Annotated in this window: 16 protein-coding genes and 1 riboswitch; of the genes, 15 read left to right on the forward strand and 1 reads right to left on the reverse strand. The window is 31.9% G+C overall.

What is annotated here, in order from left to right:
- Window positions 1–6: 6 nt before the first annotated feature.
- From E0I61_RS05610 to E0I61_RS05685, 15 genes are all read left to right on the forward strand, one after another.
- Window positions 7–2,193: a TonB-dependent receptor gene (locus E0I61_RS05610; protein ID WP_132069994.1), complete on the forward strand. Its 2,187-nt coding sequence runs from the start codon at window positions 7–9 to the stop codon at window positions 2,191–2,193.
- 8 nt (window positions 2,194–2,201) lie between these two features.
- Window positions 2,202–3,377 carry an MFS transporter gene (locus tag E0I61_RS05615; RefSeq protein ID WP_205728740.1) on the forward strand — a complete coding sequence of 392 codons (1,176 nt, stop codon included), beginning with the start codon at window positions 2,202–2,204 and terminating at the stop codon, window positions 3,375–3,377.
- A gap of 329 nt (window positions 3,378–3,706) precedes the next feature.
- Window positions 3,707–3,773, forward strand: a riboswitch (Fluoride riboswitch).
- 30 nt (window positions 3,774–3,803) lie between these two features.
- On the forward strand, window positions 3,804–5,114 hold the full coding sequence (locus E0I61_RS05620) for a voltage-gated chloride channel family protein (protein WP_205728741.1): 1,311 nt from the start codon (window positions 3,804–3,806) through the stop codon (window positions 5,112–5,114).
- 3 nt (window positions 5,115–5,117) lie between these two features.
- On the forward strand, window positions 5,118–5,450 hold the full coding sequence (locus E0I61_RS05625; protein ID WP_132069998.1) for a hypothetical protein: 333 nt from the start codon (window positions 5,118–5,120) through the stop codon (window positions 5,448–5,450).
- A 1-nt stretch (window position 5,451) separates the two neighbouring features.
- Entirely contained in the window at window positions 5,452–6,030 is a 579-nt protein-coding gene (locus tag E0I61_RS05630; RefSeq protein ID WP_132070000.1) for a phosphatase PAP2 family protein, read from the forward strand.
- A 100-nt stretch (window positions 6,031–6,130) separates the two neighbouring features.
- Complete coding sequence (locus E0I61_RS05635; RefSeq protein ID WP_165930181.1) at window positions 6,131–6,301, forward strand: MFS transporter; 171 nt, start codon at window positions 6,131–6,133, stop codon at window positions 6,299–6,301.
- A 380-nt stretch (window positions 6,302–6,681) separates the two neighbouring features.
- Window positions 6,682–7,047 (forward strand): metal-sensing transcriptional repressor, encoded by a 366-nt coding sequence (locus E0I61_RS05645; RefSeq protein ID WP_235832070.1) that lies wholly within the window; start codon window positions 6,682–6,684, stop codon window positions 7,045–7,047.
- Between the two features lie 64 nt (window positions 7,048–7,111).
- Window positions 7,112–7,792, forward strand: a complete 681-nt coding sequence (locus E0I61_RS05650; protein WP_132070004.1) for a response regulator transcription factor — start codon at window positions 7,112–7,114, stop codon at window positions 7,790–7,792.
- The gene (porY, locus tag E0I61_RS05655; RefSeq protein WP_132070006.1) at window positions 7,789–9,075 is read left to right on the forward strand and encodes a sensor histidine kinase; all 1,287 of its coding nucleotides are present in this window, start codon (window positions 7,789–7,791) and stop codon (window positions 9,073–9,075) included. Before E0I61_RS05650 ends, porY begins: the two co-directional genes overlap by 4 nt.
- A 15-nt stretch (window positions 9,076–9,090) precedes the next feature.
- On the forward strand, window positions 9,091–10,236 hold the full coding sequence (locus E0I61_RS05660) for a serine hydrolase domain-containing protein (protein ID WP_126740588.1): 1,146 nt from the start codon (window positions 9,091–9,093) through the stop codon (window positions 10,234–10,236).
- Between the two features lie 126 nt (window positions 10,237–10,362).
- Window positions 10,363–10,779 (forward strand): PepSY-like domain-containing protein, encoded by a 417-nt coding sequence (locus E0I61_RS05665; protein WP_126562561.1) that lies wholly within the window; start codon window positions 10,363–10,365, stop codon window positions 10,777–10,779.
- Between the two features lie 151 nt (window positions 10,780–10,930).
- Window positions 10,931–11,953, forward strand: a complete 1,023-nt coding sequence (locus E0I61_RS05670) for a YncE family protein (protein ID WP_126740589.1) — start codon at window positions 10,931–10,933, stop codon at window positions 11,951–11,953.
- Between the two features lie 28 nt (window positions 11,954–11,981).
- Entirely contained in the window at window positions 11,982–13,217 is a 1,236-nt protein-coding gene (locus tag E0I61_RS05675) for a TolC family protein (protein WP_126740590.1), read from the forward strand.
- The gene (locus E0I61_RS05680; RefSeq protein ID WP_132070008.1) at window positions 13,186–14,139 is read left to right on the forward strand and encodes an efflux RND transporter periplasmic adaptor subunit; all 954 of its coding nucleotides are present in this window, start codon (window positions 13,186–13,188) and stop codon (window positions 14,137–14,139) included. Before E0I61_RS05675 ends, E0I61_RS05680 begins: the two co-directional genes overlap by 32 nt.
- A gap of 1 nt (window position 14,140) precedes the next feature.
- Complete coding sequence (locus tag E0I61_RS05685; protein ID WP_132070010.1) at window positions 14,141–17,191, forward strand: efflux RND transporter permease subunit; 3,051 nt, start codon at window positions 14,141–14,143, stop codon at window positions 17,189–17,191.
- A 207-nt stretch (window positions 17,192–17,398) separates the two neighbouring features.
- On the opposite strand, the gene E0I61_RS16425 is transcribed toward E0I61_RS05685, so the two are convergent.
- Window positions 17,399–17,566 (reverse strand): hypothetical protein, encoded by a 168-nt coding sequence (locus E0I61_RS16425; RefSeq protein ID WP_235832071.1) that lies wholly within the window; start codon window positions 17,564–17,566, stop codon window positions 17,399–17,401.
- Window positions 17,567–17,577: the final 11 nt, after the last annotated feature.

Consider the following 17,577-nt stretch of genomic DNA (forward strand, 5'->3'; position numbering starts at 1 on the left):
ATACAAATGAAAAACGCAACAAGTAGTAAACATAAAATTCTATTTATAATATTCTTTCTTTTAAATCTAAATTTAATTTTTGCACAGAACACTTTAAAGGCAATCATCAAAAATGAAAAAACAAAAGAAGCCCTTAATAGCGTTTCTGTATTCCTAAATGGAACTCAATACGGCTCAACTTCTGACGAAAAAGGATTTGTAGTCCTTGAAAACATCCCCAACGGTAAACAAACCATTGTGTTCAGTTCTTTTGGTTACCGAAAAATTGAAAGAAACATTTTATTTCCTCAAAATGAAACCATTGAAATATTTCTTGAACCAACATCGGAAGATTTAGAAGAAGTTAAAGTTACCTCAACAAGAAGTAGCCGAACAATAAAAAACACTCCGACTCGAATCGAAGCGATCGCAGCGGGCGAATTAGAAGAAAAATCTTCAATGCAACCCGGAAATATCAAAATGTTACTTACCGAAAGTACAGGAATTCAAACCCAACAAACTTCCCAAGTCTCAGGAAGTGCAAGTATTCGCATTCAAGGATTAGACGGAAAATATACGCAACTTTTACAAGACGGATTTCCATTGTATTCAGGTTTTGCAAGTGGTTTGAGTATTTTGCAAATTCCACCATTGAATTTAAAACGTGTAGAAGTTATCAAAGGTTCCACTTCAACACTTTATGGCGGCGGAGCCATTGCGGGATTGATAAACTTGATTACAAAAGAACCAACCGAGACAAGAGAAATTTCGTTTTTGACAAACATAAATCAAACACAAGCGTTAGATTTAAGCGCTTTTTATGCTGATAAATACAAAAAATCAGGACTTACAATGTATGTTTCGAGCAATTCTCAAAATGCTTATGATGTGAATCATGACGGATTTTCAGATATTCCAAAATTTGACAGATATACCATAAGTCCAAAATTTTTCTATTATCCAAACGAAAAAACAACATTTAGTTTAGGTGTAAATGCAGGATTTGAAAAACGAATTGGAGGAGATATGCAAGTGATTGATAACAAATCAGATGTTACGCATACGTTCTTTGAGCGAAATAACAGTAATCGATATTCGACACAAGTAAAATTTGAAAAAACATTTGACAATAAAAATATATTGACAATTAAAAATAGCGTTGGATATTTTAACCGAAAAATAGATAAACAAACTTATAATTTTGAAGGGCAACAAGTAGCTACTTTTACAGAAGCCAATTATTTAATCCCTAACGAAAAATCAGAATGGAATTTGGGAGCGAATTTAGTTTCGGATAATTTTAAACAAATGAATTTAGTGGCTGACAAGTTAGATTATTACAATGCTGCCTTTGGTGTTTTTGCTCAAAACAATCTGAACATAACCGAAAAATTCATTTTGGAAAGCGGATTGCGTTTAGACATTACAAACAGAAGCAATGTTTTTGTTTTGCCTCGTCTGTCATTATTATATAAAATCAACGAAAAATTATCTTCACGATTTGGCGGTGGTTTAGGTTACAAATCACCTACCATTTTCTCGGAAGAAACCGAAGAAAAAGCGTTTCAAAATATAAATTCACTTGACTTTTCAAAAGTAAATCCTGAAAAATCGTATGGATTAAATGCTGATATTAATTACAAAACTACCATTTTTGACGAAGTAAGTTTTGCCATTAATCAAATGTTTTTTTACACCATTATCAAAAATCCGTTGGTTCTTAATCCAGTTCCCCTGACGGTAAATTATGCCTTTGAAAATGCCAACGGAAATATAGAAACCAAAGGTTTTGAAACAAACGTAAAGCTTCGTTTTGAAGACATTTCCTGTTACATTGGTTATACCTATATTGATGCAAACAGAAATTTTAATAATACTACAACTATAAATCCATTAACGGCTAAACATAGAATAAATGCAAATTTGATGTATGAATGGGAAGAGAAATTGCGAATTGCATACGAAGTTTTTTATGTTGGAAATCAGTATTTGACAACTAATGAAAAAGTTAGGGATTATTGGGTTATGGGAGTTTCAGGAGAATACAAATTCAAGTATTTTAGTTTATTTTTGAACCTTGAGAACTTTTTGGACAGTCGACAATCGAGAAATGAAAACATGTATTCTGGGACAATTCAGAATCCACAATTTAGAGAAGTTTATACGCCAACAGACGGATTTATTTTAAATGGTGGGATAAAAATTAGACTGTAAAAATGCAAATGAAAACAAAAATAATCACACGAACCGTCTGGATATTATCCATAGTCAGTTTGTTTACTGATACAGCAAGTGAAATGCTTTACCCAATTATGCCGATTTACTTAAGAACAATCGGATTTTCTATTGTTTTGATTGGTGTTTTGGAAGGTTTTGCAGAAGCTTTGGCAGGTTTAAGCAAAGGATATTTCGGGAAATTATCGGACAATTCCGGAAAACGAGTTCCGTTTGTGCAATTGGGTTATGCATTAAGCACTATTTCAAAACCAATGATGGCAGTTTTTACTTTTCCGCTTTGGATTTTCTTTGCACGAGCTATTGACCGCTTCGGGAAAGGAATTCGCACAGGTGCAAGAGATGCTATTTTATCGGATGAGGCAACTCCGGAAACAAAAGGAAAAGTTTTTGGTTTTCATCGATCAGTGGATACTTTTGGAGCAGTTATCGGGCCAGCATTGGCATTAGTGTATCTATACTTTTATCCACAGGATTACAAAACACTTTTTTATGTCGCTTTTATTCCTGGGCTACTTGCTGTATTGGCTTCCTTTTTTTTGAAAGATAAAACTAAAGCCCATCCAATAGAAAGTAAACCGACACCTTTTTTCTCCTTTCTAAATTATTGGAAAACAAGTCCATCACAGTATCGAAAATTAGTAATCGGATTATTGGCATTTACATTATTCAATAGTTCCGATATTTTTTTATTGCTAAAGGCAAAACAGGCAGGATTAAATGACACGGCAGTGATTGGAGTTTATATTTTTTACAATTTGGTTTATGCACTTTGCGCATTTCCAGTAGGAATTTTTGCAGACAGAATAGGATTAAAGAAAATATTTGTTTTTGGGCTTTCTTTGTTTGCAATCGTATATTTTGGGATGGCCTTTAGTACGAATATTTATGCTATTGCAATGCTGTTCTTTATTTATGGCGTTTATGCAGCAGCAACTGAGGGGATTTCCAAAGCTTGGATTAGCAATATTTCCGACAGAAAAGATACGGCAACAGCAATCGGAACCTATTCAGGTTTTCAAAGTATTTGTACCATGTTAGCGAGTTCATTAGCAGGCTTAATTTGGTATCAGTTTGGTGCGAATGCTACATTTATAATTACTGGAATAGCAACAGTTTTTATTATTATTTACTTCTCTTTTTTTGTGGAAAATCAAACATAGACAAATTTAGGAGTGGTTAGACTTTTTTTTACATTTCTATTTTTACCTTCTTATTTCCCTTTATTTACCTACACAGGATCAACGCTTGGAATCGGAAGTTTTGAAATCTTTGGAGGTTGGACAATTGAAATGAGAAAACATGTGTTTAGGAACAAATACAAAAACCGCAATTTAGAGAAGTTTACAAACTAACAGATAGATTTATTTTAAATAGTGGGATAAAAGTGAGATTATTATTTTGTTTCAAATGTTGCTCAACAAGGAAATAATTTGACTTTTAATTAATCAGTTAAAAAATTTGCTAAAAATAAATTTAGCATTACTTTTACGGTTCTATAGGAAATGGTGTTCTTCCTAATCCAACCGCCCTAAAAAGCTGATGACGCCTGATTAATAAATTATTTAACTAATTTAATCAGGATATTTGTGTCTTACAATAAGCAAAAAAAGTCAAATAGTAAAACAACTCAATTTAAATTAATTTTTAGAAAATATCCTGCAATACCCTATCTAATCAAATGGTTTTTAATTAGCTCCATAATAGGTATTTGTGTGGGTTCTGTTTCCGCAGGTTTTCTTGTTTCTTTAGATTGGGCAACCTCTTTTAGAGAAAGCCATCTTTGGCTTATTGCCCTTTTACCAATTAGTGGATTACTTATCGGTTTGCTTTATACTTATTTTGGCAAGGACATTGAAGCAGGTAATAATCTATTGCTTGACAGTATACACAACCCAAAAGAAACTATTCCTTTCAGAATGGCTGCATTTGTTTATCTCGGCACTATTGCAACTCATTTTTTTGGAGGGTCAGCAGGTCGAGAGGGGACGGCATTACAAATGGCTGCAGCGATTGTAGACCAATTTACTAAGCCTTTAAAACTCAATGTGAGTGAACGTAAAATATTGCTTATTGCCGGTATTTCTGCGGGCTTTGGTTCTGTTTTCGGGACCCCATTAGCTGGAGCAATATTTGGGTTAGAAGTTTTTTTAATTGGGCGAATACGTTATAATGCAATCTTTCCCGCATTTGCTTCGGCAATTCTAGCTGATTTAGTTACTAATTTGTGGCAGGTAAAACACATACACTATCATATTGGTTTTATACCCCAAATTTCATTACTTCTCATTCTTTACAGTATAATGGCAGGAATAGCTTTTGGCTTATGTGCGGCTTTATTCAGTAAAATTATCCATGCAACTACCACTTTATTTAAAACTAGAATCGTTTACCCTCCACTTCGTCCATTTATGGGCGGAATCATTGTTGCATTAGCTGTTTTAATAATTGGGACTACAAGGTACATAGGTTTGGGAATTCCAACAATCGTGCAGGCATTTGATGAGCAATTACCGATGTATGATTTTGCCCTGAAAATGGCTTTCACTATTATAACGCTTTCAGCAGGTTTTAAAGGAGGTGAGGTAACACCATTGTTTTTTATAGGTGCAACTTTAGGGAGTGCATTGTCCTTATTTATCCCACTGCCAACAGGACTTTTAGCAGGCATGGGATTTGTCGCTGTTTTTGCAGGAGCAACAAATACCCCTTTGGCTTGTATGCTAATGGCAATAGAGATTTTTGGTGTCGAATGCAGTATTTATGCAGCAATAGCTTGTGTGGTTTCTTATCTATTGTCAGGACATAACAGTATTTACAATAGTCAAGTGATCGGTGAAGTAAAACATTCTCAATTTGAAAATCATTCTGGAAAAACAATTAATGAAGCTAAAAATTAAAATATGGAAAATAACAGAACTATATTAAGAATAGACTTTGATTATAGTCATACGGTAGAAGAACAATCTTTTTGGAAACGCCTTTGGAGTAGTATCTTGAGTTACGTATTTTTCAAAAAATTCAATATGAAACAATCTAATCTGTTTACTTCTAAATCAGGGTATTTGAATTGCAAAACAATTAAAATTTATAATTCTGAATTACGCTCCTCGAAAAATCCGATGTGTTTAGATCTGATTGACAATGATAAGAATATCAAAATGTTTATTCAGCAAAGTAAAGAGTTGTTAGAATCCGTAATAATTGTTTTAGTAAACCCAAACTCCAAAATATAAAATGCTAGAGAAGATAAATCAAATAGACACAAAACTGTTTCTCTTTTTAAATGGAAAACACAATTCCTTTTTTGACCCCATTATGTATTGGGCGAGCCACAAATGGTTTTGGTTGCCATTCTATGTATTTTTAGTATTTATAATTATTAGAGAATTTCATAAAAAAAGTGTTTACATTCTTATTGGTATAGGAATATTAATTACTCTTTGCGATCAGACTGCCTCTAATCTTATAAAAAGTTCAGTAAAGAGATTAAGACCATCTCATGAGCTGGCATTACAAAATCTGGTCTATTTAAGTAAGGCTGGACCTGGAGGAAAGTATGGTTTTATTTCTTCACATTCTGCAAATGTTTTTGGTTTGGCCACCTTTTTAATTTTACTGTTACCTGCAAAGTATAATTGGTTAAAGATAATTTTATTGTTTTGGGCAATCCTTGTCGCTTACAGCCGAATTTACAATGGAGTGCATTATCCTCTCGATGTAATAGTAGCTATGTTTTTAGGAATATTTTATGCTATTATAATACATTTTTTCTTGAATAAAATTTTAATTAAAAAATCAAATGAAGCTGTTTAATTATATTTCTAAAACCTTTTAGGTACTTTCTTTACTCAATATATTAACTGATACAGCAAGTGAAATGCTTTCCCCAATTATGCCAATTTACTTTAAAACAATGGGATTTTCTATTGGTTTTTTGAAAGGCTTTGTAGAAGCTTTGGCAGGTTTATGTAAAGGATATTTTGGGAAAATATCGAACAATTCCGGAAAACGAGTTCCGTTTGTGCAATTGGGTTATGCATTAAGCACTATTTCAAAACCAAAAGTGCTTGAAAAAATAAATTGAAAAAAGTTTGGAGACCCCCGCCCCGCCCCGATGCATCTTTGTAAAATAATTAATTTTAATTATAAAGATCGAAATACAATGAAACGACAAATTGAAGTATTTACAGCTGGAAGTCTAGTATGTGAGCCTGTAATGAAAGCAGTACAATAAATGGCTTGTGATTCTTGTGAAGTAACTGTTTACAATCTTGTTGAACAATGCAATTCAAAAGTTTGTGTTGACAAGATGAAAGAGTACAACTTTACTTCCCTGCGTGCTGTAGATGTAGATGAAAAGTTGCTTGCTTGTTGCTAAAATAAAGGCGTGAGTAAAGAATAATTAGCAGCAGCCGTTTTGGTAAAGCCATTTAATTTATTAACTATACAATACAACTTCTAATTTTGGGAGTTGTATTGTATTTAATTGAATCATTATGTTACCAAAAAGATTTAACAAAAGACTTTAAAGACCATTTAAGCATTATAAAAGGTCAAGTTGAAGGAGTAATAAAAATGCCAGATAAGAGTGATGACCCTGCTCAAATATTAAATCAATTTAAAGCAGTCAACAAAGGGTTTGAAAAAGCTCAACACCTGCTATTGGACGAAGTGTTCAGAAAAGCATTGGCAATGAAGATTACCGAGGCATTAGATACTTGCCAAGGGAATTGTGGACAAGAAGAAAAAATCGCAATTATTAGAAATCAATTTCCTGATTCAGAACTTTATGAATTAACAGACAAGATGAAGAAAACAAATCTTATCTAAGATTTCTTACTTAAAATTAAAAAACAGAATTTGAATAGATTTTAGCTTTATTTTTACATAACCTATGAAAATACTACTAATAGAAGACGAGACAGAATTACAAAAAAGCATTGAACAATATCTTGAAATGGAAGGGAATATTGTTGAGGTTTCCCCTGATTTCCATCATGCGCAACAGAAAATTGCGATTTACGATTATGATTGTATTTTGATAGATATTACTTTGCCAAACGGCTCTGGTTTAGATTTACTCAAAGAAATTAAACTAAAAAAATCTAAAGCGGGTATTATAATAATTTCTGCAAAAAATTCTCTTGATGATAAAGTAAATGGTTTAGATCTTGGAGCAGATGATTATCTGCCAAAGCCCTTTCATTTGTCGGAACTTAATTCACGAATTAAAGCTTTAATTAGAAGAAAAAGTTTTGATGGAAATGTAGAAATTAGTATCAACGAAATAAAAATTTTGCCTAACGAAAGGCGCGTTTTAGTTCATAATCAAGATGTAATTTTGACGTCAAAAGAATATGATTTATTGCTTTATTTCATATCTAATAAAAATAGAGTAGTGAGTAAAAGTGCGCTGGCAGAACATCTTTGGGGTGATAATTCGGATAGATTAGATAACTTCGATTTTATATATAATCACGTGAAAAATTTGCGTAAAAAATTATTAGAAAAAAAATGTGAAGATTATTTGACAACAATTTACGGCATAGGGTACAATTTTAAAACTCAAGAATGAAACTATTAGCTAAAACAAGTTTGTATTATTTGATTTTTAGTATCCCGATATTAATCCTATCAGGATACATTTGTTTTCATATCATTACTAGAGAGGTTAGGCAAAGTAATAACGAACTCTTGGTAAATCGCAAGGAACTAATTGAGAATTATTTAAAGGAAAATGACACGATTTCTTTGAGAATAATCACTAAAAGCAGCGAAGCTACAATTAAAAAAATAGCGAAAACAAATGCTAAAGAAATTTCTATACCTATTTTTTCGGACACTTTAATTTATGATAAAAAAGAAAATGAACTGGCAGAAAATAGATTGCTTTCTTCTGTTTTTGAAGTTGGAAATACTAATTATTCCATTAAAATATGGAGAAGCACATTGGAGTATAACGAATTGTTTAGAGGTATTTTTACTTCGTTAGTTATTTTATTGATTTTGCTTTTTGTGACTTATTTAATTATAAATTTTTGGATTTCAAAAACAGTGTGGAAACCTTTTTATCAAACAGTATCCAATTTAAAGAAATTTCGTGCTAGTGATAATGTAATTCCACGTTTAGCAAGTACATCGGTAACTGAATTTGATGAATTGAATCTTTCTTTAAACGTTATGATGCAAAAAATGATAGTTGATTTTAATAGCCAAAAGAAATTCACTGAAAATGCTTCACATGAAATTCAAACGCCATTAGCTGTTATAAAATCTAAGATTGATTTACTTATTCAATCTGAAAATTTGAAAGAGAATGAAATGAAATTAATAGTAGCAATTGATTATGCTTGCTCTAAAATAATTCGATTGAACAAAACATTTCTATTACTTACCAAAATTGAAAACAGACAATTTAATACCACAGAAAAAGTATCTTTTGAAAATACAGTTAATAATTCCTTAGTCTTTTTTGAAGAGCATATTCAAGCCAATAAAATTGAGATAATAAAAAATATTGAAAACGATTTTTGTGTTTTGATGAATGCTGATTTGTGTTTAGTATTGGTTAATAATTTATTACAAAATGCAATTAGGCATAATATTAATAGTGGAAATATTGAAATTTTTATAGAGAAAAATAAAATTACAATCTCAAATTTGGGGGTTAATAACCCAATTGATAATCAGTTATTTGAACGCTTTCATAAGAACTCTACTTCCCAAGAATCACTAGGCCTTGGATTATCTATCGTAAAAGAAATTGTGGAGGTAAGCGGATTGGTGTTTTATTATAAATTTACTAATGGGAAACATTGTTTTATTTTGACAAAAGACAATATTAATGAATTAAAATAAAAAAGAGTTAGCGTAATGAAATCAAAAAAGCTTTTTAAATATTTTTTTCTTGTTGTTTTATTTAGCACGTTAAGTTCTTGTGACGTATTGCGATCCTTGCGATATGGTGGGATTCCTAGTCAAAGTGATTATAAACATTTTCCGCAAAGGGTAGTTAATAATGAAGGTCCCGTTTATAATTTCTTTAAATCCAGTAAAGATTCTCATTTAGGAACAAAAATAGGAGTAATCAATAGGGATTTTAATTCTACAAATGTCAGCTTGGATAGTTTTACGACATTACATAAAACGGTAACATTTTTAATTATTCGCAATGATTCAATTGTTTACGAAAAATATAACAAAGGGTATACATCAAATTCGTTAGTTTCTTCCTTCTCGATGGCCAAACCATTTGTTTCAACATTAATAGGAATAGCAATTGATGAAGGAAAAATAAAAAGTGAGAATGATTTCATTGTTGATTATTTATCTGAATTTAAAAATAAAACAGGTTGGGAACAAATCACCATAAAGAATTTATTGCAACATACATCAGGGATTCGCTTTACAGATAGCGAATTAGATCCTGCATCTGATAATGCAGCGTTTTACTGGGGTGATAATTTAAGAGCGAGAATGCTCAATTTAACGCTTGAATGTCCACCCAATACTAAATTTAGATATAGCAGCGAGAACACATTACTTTTAGGATATATCATAGAGAAGGTGACTGGAGGTACGATTTCAAAATACTTAGAAGATAAAATTTGGAAACCATTGGGAATGGAAGCACCGGCGTCATGGAGTTTAGATCGAAAAGATGATAAAGCAATTGAAAAATCTTTTTGTTGTTTACAAGCACGAGCGATTGACTTTGCTAAATTAGGCAGACTTTATCTGAATGGAGGAAACTGGATTGGAAATCAAATTGTATCCAAAAAATGGATTGAATATTCGACACATTCTGATCCGTCCGGAAATAACAAACACTTTTACAATAATAATTGGGGAATAGGACCTTTGAAATATGGAAGTTATTTTGCTGTTGGTTTGTTTGGTCAATATCTGTATGTGTACCCAGAAAAGAATATTATTATAGTCCGTTTTGGAGACACAGAAACGTCCAATCACCCTAATTATTGGCAGGAAGTTTTTTTGCAAATAATTGACCAGATGTAGTTTTAGTTAATTGATATTTTAAATTAACATTATGATTTACAAAATATTAGCATAGAATTAAAATAGAATTGCGTTTAATATTTGTAGTGTAAAATTATTAGAAATTAACTTTTAAATCAAAAAAAAATGAAAAAATTATTAATTATGTCGATTGTTTTTATATGCAGTTGTGCATTTGCGGGAACTCCACCTGATGTAGTAAAAAAAGCCTTCGTTAAAAAATTTCCTACTGCAACAAAGGTTAGTTGGGGAGTTGAAGGGCCAAAAGAATGGGAAGCAGAATTCACATTAGAAGGAAGTAGGATTTCTGCTAATTTTTCAGAAGATGGAACCTGGCTGGAAACGGAAGGAGAAATTAAAGCAATCAATTTACCAAAAGCGGTTTTAGCCGCTGTAAAATCGAAATATAGCGATTGGAAAATTGCAGAAGCGGACAAAACAGAAAGTTCGAAACATGGCACTATCTATGAAGTGGATTTAAAAAAAGGGATGAAGAGTAAAAGCCTCGCTTTTAAAGAAAATGGGATGCCGATAAAAGAGTAATTTTTGCTTTTTTTAATAAACTTATACCATAAAGAGTTGGGTGTTACATCCAACTCTTTTTAATTATGTAAAGAGTTGTGGTTTCCATAGAATTAAAATAGAATTACAGCTGAAATTTGTTTCATAAAATTAACTTTAAAAGTTCTTTCAAATGAAAAAAATACTACTATTATTTATCATTATTGCTTCTATTTCTAATAGTTACAGCCAAACCTATAAATTATCCAAAAAGATCAGCACTTCTGGCAATGATGGATGGGATTATCTCGCTGTTGATGATGTGGCCCAACATTTATTTGTTTCACACGGAAATATGGTCAATGTGATTGATTTAAAATCAGATAAAACTATAGCAACTATTCGAGATACAAAAGGAGTTCACGGCATTGCAGTTGCAAATGATTTAAACAAAGCATTTATCAGTAACGGAAAAGACAATTCTATTACAGTAGTCCATTTGAAAACATTTGAATTACTTGAAAAAGTAAAAATTACAGGAATTAAACCAGATGCCATTTTATACGATCAATTTTCTCGAAAAGTGTTTGTTTACAATGCAGAAAGTAATGATGCTACAGTTATTGATGCCAATACAAATAAAATAGTGAAAACAATTCCATTGGGTGGAAAACCAGAGTTTTCAGTAAGCAATACAAAAGGGTTAATTTATGTGAATATTGAAGATAAAAACGAAATAAAAACGATAAACGCTTCGACATTAAAAGTTACAAATACCTGGAGTATTGCTCCCGGAGATGAACCATCAGGATTGGCAATAGATTTAGTTACGAATCGATTATTTTCTGTTTGCGGTAATAATTTGATGATTGTTGTTAATGCTACAAATGGAAAAATAATAAAGACTTTACCAATTGGTGATGGTTGCGATGGCGTTGCTTTTGATGCCAAAAAGAATCTTATTTTCACATCCAATGGCGAGGGAACGATTACCGTAATAAAAGAGCGTAACGCAAATACTTTTTCAGTTATTGAAACTGTAAAGACTCAAAAAGGGGCCAGAACTATTGCACTAAACAAAACTACAAATCAACTGTATTTGCCTACGGCAGATTTTGATGTAAAACCAGAGCTAACAGCAGAAAACCCAAAACCACGAGCAGGAATAGTACCTAATTCGTTCGTTATTCTAGTTGTTGAGCCAATTTCTAAATAGTGTCATTCTTTTTATCTAAATTTATCCAATGAAATGGAAGCTTTTACTATTAATTTTTATATGTTTAAAATCTTTTTCGCAAGAAAAAGATTTGAATTACTTTATTACTAAAGCACAAAATAATTCTCCTTTACTTAAAGATTACAGCAACCAAATAAAATCCGCGACACTGGATAGTTTATTGAATCGAGCAGTTTATAAACCACAAGTTACCGGAAATCTTAATGCTAATTATTCCCCTATAATTAATGGTTTTGGTTATGATTTGGCTTTAAGTAACGGGCAATCTGTTGCGGGTTTAATAGGTGTCAACCAAAAAATAATTGGAAAAAATGGAATCAATTCGCAATCAGCTTCTTTTCAATTAATAAAAGAAGCTTTGGTTTTGAATCAAAAAATTACTTTAAAAGATTTAAATAAAACCATTGTTGCGCAATACATTTCGGCTTCGGCAAGTTCAGAACAAATTGGTTTCAACCAGAAAATTGCAACTCTTTTAAAACAGGAAATAAGCATCCTGAAAAAATTAACCCAAAATGCCATTTACAAACAAACAGATTATTTAATTTTTATTGCAACTGTAAAGCAACAAGATTTAGTATTGTTACAATTAAAACAACAATATCAAAATGATTTGGCTTTGTTGAATTACCTTTCTGGAGAAACCGATACTACTTTTGTCTATTTAAAAAAGCCTGAAATCATCTTGAAAAGTATTCAACCTTCGGATAAAATAGTTTTTTTGAAGCAATTTGAAGTAGATAGTCTCAAACTTCAAAATCAAAATAAATTTATTGATTACAATTATAAACCGTCTTTATCTCTATTAGGTGATGCCGGTTATAATTCTAGTTTTGCCTACCAGGCTTATAAAAATTTTGGATTTAGTTTGGGTTTAGGACTGTCAATTCCTATTTATGATGGAAACCAACGTGTTTTGCTGCATCAAAAAAATGATGCGGCATTAGCTACTAATTTAGCCTATAAAAACAATTTCAATAAACAATACAAACAACAATTATTGATGTTAAATTTGAAACTGAAACAATCAGCAGCTGTAGAAAATCAGTTGCAATTGCAGCTTCTTATCGCTGACGCATTAATTGAAGCCAATAAAAAATTATTGCTTACCGGAGATGCACAAATTACAGAATATAGTATTGCTGTTGGCAATTTAATAGCCATCAAAAATGCCATTTCCCAAAATAATAGCAACAAACTCCAAATTATAAATGAAATTAATTATTGGAGTTTTAATGACTAATTCTATGAAGAAACCAATTCTATTTTTTATCCTGATAGCGCTTTTTTTTATTTCCTGTAAAAATAACAACGAATCAGAAAAAGCAATTGACGCGAGTGTGCCTGTGACTTTAACGAGCATTGATACCAATTCAGTTGAAAGCTATATTGATTTGAATGCTACAGCCGCTTATTTAGTCAAAAATGTTATAAAAGCAAATGCTACGGGGTATCTGAATTCAGTTAATGTGGCTTCCAGTGATTATGTTTCTAACGGGGCGGTATTATTTTCGATAAAAACCCGTGAGGCAAAAGTGTTAGGGAATACGATTAATAAAATTGACCCCAGTTTAAACTTTGGCGGAGCCATAAAAGTTAGAGCCAATACAAATGGCTTTGTAACTTCAGTAAATGTGCAACAAGGTGATTATGTTCAGGATGGGGATGCTTTAGTGACGATTAATGACACCAATAGTTTTGCTATCGTTTTGAGTTTGCCTTATGAGTTCAAAAAATATGTTTCAATCAGTGAAGAACTAACGGTAATATTACCCGACAGTACTTTGGTTAAAGCGAAAGTGCAAAATTACATGCCCACTGTCGATGCCACTTCGCAAACGCAAAGTGTGATTCTAAAAGTAATTGGCAAACATGATATTCCAGAGAATTTAATAGTAAAAGTCAGAATTAATAAAAGTTCAAATTCAAAAACTGTTTCGTTGCCAAAAGCAGCTGTTTTAAGTAATGAAACGGAAACGGATTTTTGGATTATGAAAATGATTAATAACAATACAGCCATAAAAATCCCAATTAAAAAAGGAGTAGAAACTCAAGATAAAGTAGAGATTCTGTCGCCGATTTTAACTCCTGAAGATAAAATTTTACTTTCAGGAAATTATGGTGTTGCAGATACGATTAAGGTAAAAGTGATAAAAGCGGATTGAAATGAACAACTTTTTTGTCAAACATAAAAACGGACTGAGTGCCATCATTTTTCTAATAATTCTGGGAGGTTTTTTCGCATATTCTAAAATGCAAACCAGTTTATTTCCCGAAATTACTTTCCCGAAAATAAAAATCATTGCTGATGCGGGACAACAACCCATCGATAAAATGATGATTACGGTTACAAAACCGTTGGAAAATGCCATCAAAAAAGTACAGGATTTAAAAACAATCAGGAGTACAACCAGTAGAGGAAGTTGTGAGATTTCGGCATTCATGGATTGGAAGTCCGATATCGATTTGAGTAAAACCCGGATAGAAGAGCAAATCAATCAGATAAAAAGTAATCTTCCGCCTGATACACAAATTTCAGTCGAAAAAATGAATCCTTCGATTCTTCCGGTAATTGGATATGCTATAGAAGGAAAAGGACTCTCCGCTATTGAACTCAAAAAAATAGCCAATTATACCATAAAACCGTTCCTTTCTCAAATTGATGGTGTTTCTGAGATTAGGATTATTGGCGGAAAAGAAAAAGAATATTGGTTGTCACTTGATTTTACTAAAATGACAGCATTAGGAATTACTCCGGATGCTATCACACAAGTATTAAGTCAAACTAATTTTATTAAATCCAATGGGTATTTGTCGGATTACCGGTATTTATATCTTACAATTACAGATGCTCAGGTTGATAAAAAGGAGGAACTGGAAAATCTGGTTATTCGTAATAACGGAAAAGGAATTGTAACCTTAAAAAATATTGCTTCGGTGGAAATTAGGGAAGCTAAAGAATACATAAAAGTTAATGCCAATGGTAAAGAAAGTATTCTTATAGCAGTTCTCAAGCAACCCAATTCAAATTTGATTACGCTATCAGAGGCGATGCATGATAAACTGGAATCATTAAAAAAAATCCTTCCTAAAAACATAATAATAACGCCATTTTATGAGCAGGCCAGTTTTGTAAATGATGCTGTAAAAAGTGTAACGGATAGTTTGTTAATAGGACTTTTGTTGGCCATAATTGTTGCTGTTTTATTTTTGAAATCGGTGAAAGCCAGTGCCACTATTTTGATTGTTATTCCTGTTACTTTAGGACTCACACTAATTGTTTTGTACCTAACCGGACAAACATTCAATATTATGACTTTAGGTGCTATTGCAGCGGCTTTAGGATTAATTATTGACGATGCAATTGTAGTTGTAGAACAAATTCATAGAACGCACGAGGAACATCCTGATGAGCCTACTGTATCTCTTTTGCAAAAAGCGATACAGTATTTATTCCCGGCAATGGTGGGTTCATCCATAAGTACGATAGTGATTTTTATTCCTTTTGTTTTAATGAGCGGTGTTGCCGGTTCGTATTTTAAAGTGTTAACGGATACCATGATAATCACTTTAGTTTGTTCCTTTTTTGTGACATGGTTGCTACTTCCTGTAGTTTATTTATTGCTTTCCAAAAAAGAAAATAGTCCTCAATCGAAAAACGAAACTGAAATACATGATGTGAAAAAGCAGACATGGGTCGCTTATTTTATTGGAAAACCGATAATTAGTATTTCATTTTGTATCGTTCTGGTACTTTCTATTTTTATTATACTGCCTAATTTAGAAACCGGTTTTTTACCAGAAATGGATGAAGGGAGTATCATTTTGGATTATGAAAGCCCGCCAGGAACTTCACTTGAAGAGACTGATAGAATGCTCAAAGAAGTGGAAAAAATAATTATAAAAATCCCTGAAGTAGAAGCGTACAGTCGCCGCACAGGAACACAAATGGGATTTTTTATAACGGAACCCAATCGCGGGGATTATTTGATTCAATTAAAAAAGGACAGAAGTAAAACTAGCAATGCTATTATTGATGAAATTAGACAAAAAGTTGAAGCGACTCAACCCGCTTTGCGCATTGATTTTGGTCAGGTAATTGGGGATATGTTGGGCGATTTAATGAGCTCTGTTTCACCAATTGAAGTGAAGATATTTGGCAGTAATCAAGCAGAATTACAAAAAATAGCCAAAAAAGTAAATGTAATAGTCGAAAAAGTAAAAGGAACAGCTGATGTATTTGATGGTATTATTTTGGCGGGACCATCCATAAATATTGTGCCCAATTATAGTCAGTTAGCACAATATGGAATCACTCCAGCCGACTTGCAATTTCAGTTACAAACTGCGCTTGAAGGGAATGTTATTGGAAATTTATTAGACAATGAACGCATAATTCCCATTCGATTAATCTATAAAAATTCAGAAAAAAGAAGTTTAGAAGACATCAAAAAATTGCAGTTATTTTTACCGAATGGTCAATCAATTCCTATTTCGAGTTTAGTTGCTATTTCAGCTCAAAAAGGAGTAGCTGAAATAGAACGTGAAAATCTCCAAATGATAAGTGTTGTAACTGGAAGATTGGATAATAGAGATTTAGGGAGTGTGATGAAGGATATTCAAACACAAGTTAAAAGCAATATTCATTTACCAAGTGGCTATTATATTGAATACGCAGGTGCTTATAAAGAGCAACAGCAATCTTTCAAGGAGTTATTAATGATATTAATCGCTTCATCTTTATTAGTTTTTGGTGTTATTTTATTTCTATTTAGAGATTTTAGAGTAGCATTGGTAATTTTAATAATTTCTGTTTTGGGAATTGCAGGAAGTTATATTTTGCTTTTTATGACAGGAACGCCATTAAACGTGGGGAGTTACACAGGAATTATTATGATCGTAGGAATAATAAGTGAGAATGCTATTTTTACTTTTTTACAATTCAGAGAAACTTTTAAATTGACCCGGAATGTAAATGAATCTATAATTTATTCAATTTCCACTCGTTTGCGCCCTAAATTAATGACCGCGCTTGGAGCAATCATAGCCCTATTTCCACTAGCAATAGGAATTGGAACGGGTTCAGAATTGCATCAGCCACTTGCGATTGCTGTGATTGGAGGATTTATTATTGCAATGCCTTTACTTTTGATTGTATTGCCTACTTTATTGTGTTTAGTTTTCAAGAATGAAAAACATTTTACTCACTTTAATTGATTTAATTTTTTGTTGAGATTATTCATTTTTAAATAAATATAAATCATATTTTAAATAAAATATCATTGTTGTCCGATAAAAAAATTTGGAAGTTCATTTTTTCTATATATTTAGGCACTTAACGAGGTTTTGGCTTGGCTTGTTTTTCTTCACTATGTTGAGAATTCAATAAATTGAAAAATATTTTTTTTAGTTTCATTTATCAAATTATCCATTCGCCAAATAATGATCAAATAGTCCTAATTGTCCATCGTTTTCTATGTCTAATTCCCAGTCGTTTTCGGGACTTTCTAAAAATTTAGTCAGATGAATATAGTTGAACAAATGAATTCTGCAAAAACTAACTAAATTAGAGAAAGACCATTGTCTCTTCAAACTTTTCTTTA

Source organism: Flavobacterium ranwuense (assembly GCF_004349315.1).
GTDB lineage: Bacteria > Bacteroidota > Bacteroidia > Flavobacteriales > Flavobacteriaceae > Flavobacterium > Flavobacterium ranwuense.

What these genes read in the sequence shown, in the direction of transcription:
- E0I61_RS05625 (WP_132069998.1), top strand. Translation starts at nt 5,118, where the DNA reads ATGGAAAATAACAGAACTATATTAAGAATAGACTTTGATTATAGTCAT.
- porY (WP_132070006.1), top strand. Translation starts at nt 7,789, where the DNA reads ATGAAACTATTAGCTAAAACAAGTTTGTATTATTTGATTTTTAGTATC.
- E0I61_RS05630 (WP_132070000.1), top strand. Translation starts at nt 5,452, where the DNA reads ATGCTAGAGAAGATAAATCAAATAGACACAAAACTGTTTCTCTTTTTA.
- E0I61_RS05650 (WP_132070004.1), top strand. Translation starts at nt 7,112, where the DNA reads ATGAAAATACTACTAATAGAAGACGAGACAGAATTACAAAAAAGCATT.
- E0I61_RS05660 (WP_126740588.1), top strand. Translation starts at nt 9,091, where the DNA reads ATGAAATCAAAAAAGCTTTTTAAATATTTTTTTCTTGTTGTTTTATTT.
- E0I61_RS05685 (WP_132070010.1), top strand. Translation starts at nt 14,141, where the DNA reads ATGAACAACTTTTTTGTCAAACATAAAAACGGACTGAGTGCCATCATT.
- E0I61_RS05675 (WP_126740590.1), top strand. Translation starts at nt 11,982, where the DNA reads ATGAAATGGAAGCTTTTACTATTAATTTTTATATGTTTAAAATCTTTT.
- E0I61_RS05635 (WP_165930181.1), top strand. Translation starts at nt 6,131, where the DNA reads ATGGGATTTTCTATTGGTTTTTTGAAAGGCTTTGTAGAAGCTTTGGCA.
- E0I61_RS05670 (WP_126740589.1), top strand. Translation starts at nt 10,931, where the DNA reads ATGAAAAAAATACTACTATTATTTATCATTATTGCTTCTATTTCTAAT.
- E0I61_RS05615 (WP_205728740.1), top strand. Translation starts at nt 2,202, where the DNA reads ATGAAAACAAAAATAATCACACGAACCGTCTGGATATTATCCATAGTC.
- E0I61_RS05665 (WP_126562561.1), top strand. Translation starts at nt 10,363, where the DNA reads ATGAAAAAATTATTAATTATGTCGATTGTTTTTATATGCAGTTGTGCA.
- E0I61_RS05610 (WP_132069994.1), top strand. Translation starts at nt 7, where the DNA reads ATGAAAAACGCAACAAGTAGTAAACATAAAATTCTATTTATAATATTC.
- E0I61_RS05680 (WP_132070008.1), top strand. Translation starts at nt 13,186, where the DNA reads ATGAAATTAATTATTGGAGTTTTAATGACTAATTCTATGAAGAAACCA.